Annotated in this window: 3 protein-coding genes; 1 reads left to right on the top strand and 2 read right to left on the bottom strand. The window is 41.0% G+C overall.

The features are described 5' to 3' along the window. Nucleotides 1-233 precede the first annotated feature (233 nt). Both DCC82_RS16875 and DCC82_RS16870 read right to left on the bottom strand, forming a co-directional pair. Nucleotides 234-620 carry a retropepsin-like aspartic protease gene (locus DCC82_RS16875; RefSeq protein ID WP_015863712.1) on the bottom strand — a complete coding sequence of 129 codons (387 nt, stop codon included), beginning with the start codon at nt 618-620 and terminating at the stop codon, nt 234-236. Further along, nucleotides 610-864 (bottom strand): hypothetical protein, encoded by a 255-nt coding sequence (locus tag DCC82_RS16870; RefSeq protein WP_015863711.1) that lies wholly within the window; start codon nt 862-864, stop codon nt 610-612. The genes DCC82_RS16875 and DCC82_RS16870 overlap by 11 nt, the downstream gene beginning before the upstream one ends. Nucleotides 865-1,068: 204 nt before the next feature. Here DCC82_RS16870 and DCC82_RS16865 point away from each other — a divergent pair. Then, the coding region (locus DCC82_RS16865; RefSeq protein ID WP_233253082.1) for an IS256 family transposase at nt 1,069-1,837 on the top strand (769 nt) is incomplete at its 3' end.

The raw sequence follows: 1,837 nt of genomic DNA, 5'->3' as shown, positions 1-1,837 counted from the left end.
TCGAAAAATATTTTTTGGACACCCCTGAGAGGCCGAAAAGCCTTGATAGATCAACATTTCTAGAGGGAGGAAAAACAAAAATTTTAAGCAGAATTTTCCGAATATAAATCAAAAGAGAGCCGGATGATTTTGTCAAAGGCTCTCTTTACTGATATCTACCGCACTTCGACGTATTTCGGGTAATGCACAGTGGCACGGATTCCTTTCGGATCACAACGCACGGACACTATTCTTTATTTTTGACCGGAACGATACATTTCTAATTTGGCTAGGTCTAGGACAAGTCCAGCGTCTAGCAATATATCTAATCCTAACAAACCATTAATCCCTTCATAATCCATCCCACTAAAATCAACCTCATACTCTCTGAGTTGAAAAGAACCTAATTTAATAGAGTCCAATTTCTTCGTAAATGCGTGCTCTTTTCCACCGATTCCATAATAAGTAACAATATGATCGCCCATCTCTACTCGCAAATCAATATCCTCTACTGCATTTTGAGAAATCAGTGTTTTGGCAGCACCAGTATCAATGACCATATTATCAATCAACTTGGACCTTCCTCGATAAACAATTTCTATCGACGTAAACAATAACCCATCGCGATATTCAATCTGCATAACAAAATTTCCCTCTCAGGCCAATCGTTCCACGAACTTTTAAGACAATCTCCTTGTGACTAGTGTGATAAACAAGCTGATCCCCTTTTGATTGCAGTAACTCACGAGTTGCGTCCTCATCCGAAACCGTTCCAATGACAGCCACCTCTTCAATGATCTCCTGATCCCCCTGTAAACGAGACTTCAATACTTGTAATTTCACAAATTGGTTCGGATACAGTGAACGCACTTCCTGCCATTCCATCTCCATCACCTCAACTTGTTCTTTCAATTTGATTATATCACTACCAAAAAACCGAAAAAAGAATAGGTACCTATGATTCAATATGCATCACTAGCGATGATGTATAAAATTTTGTGTAAAGCATTTTGCTAGACCAAAAGAAAAAAGGTAGGGTATTCTCTGATTTGGACCACAACACATTCCAGAGAAAGGAGAACCCTACCTATGTCTAAAAGTATACCGAATGTCGACTGGACAAATCAACTGGAAAGCGTCATTCGTCAGTTTGTAAAGGAAAAATTAGAACTGATCATGCGGGAAGAAATCAAAAATTTCCTCGAAATAGAACAAGCCGGAACATCAAATAGGAGAAACGGCTACTATCAACGAAATCTAGATACGCAATATGGCCGGATGGAAGGTCTTTTGGTCCCTAGAGACCGAAACGGAGAATTTCAAACCCAATTGTTCGCTCCTTACCAACGCCACACGGGCTGGCTGGAGGAAGCCATCATCAGGATGTATCAAAGTGGCATGAGTACGCGTGAAATTGGCAAGTTTATTGAACGAATTTTAGGCAATGCCTATTCTCCTGCAACGATCAGCCGGATTACCGATGTCGTGAAGGAAGACATCGAGAAATGGCACACTTGTCCACTGCACAAGCGTTATTCCGTCTTATATTTGGATGGTTTATACGTAAAACTTCGTCGCGAAACCGTGGAGAAAGAAGTCATTTATGTGGTGTTAGGGGTGAACGAAGAAGGATATCGAGAAATTCTGGGTTTCTTCGTGAGAGGACAAGAAAGCTCCTATGGATGGCAGGAAATTCTTCAACACCTCTACCAAAGAGGCGTCAAGGAAGTGCTTCTGGGCGTATTTGATGGTCTTCCGGGGCTGGAGGAAGCTTTTTTCGGGCCGTTTATTGTAAATTATCACTTTATTTCGGAACAAAAGAGCCATTTTTTTGCACATTCCTTCAGAAAACCCTCTC

This window comes from Geobacillus sp. LYN3, assembly GCF_003064505.1.
GTDB classification, from domain to species: Bacteria; Bacillota; Bacilli; order Bacillales; family Anoxybacillaceae; genus Parageobacillus_B; species Parageobacillus_B toebii.
This window is presented reverse-complemented; position numbering and strand designations above follow the sequence as displayed.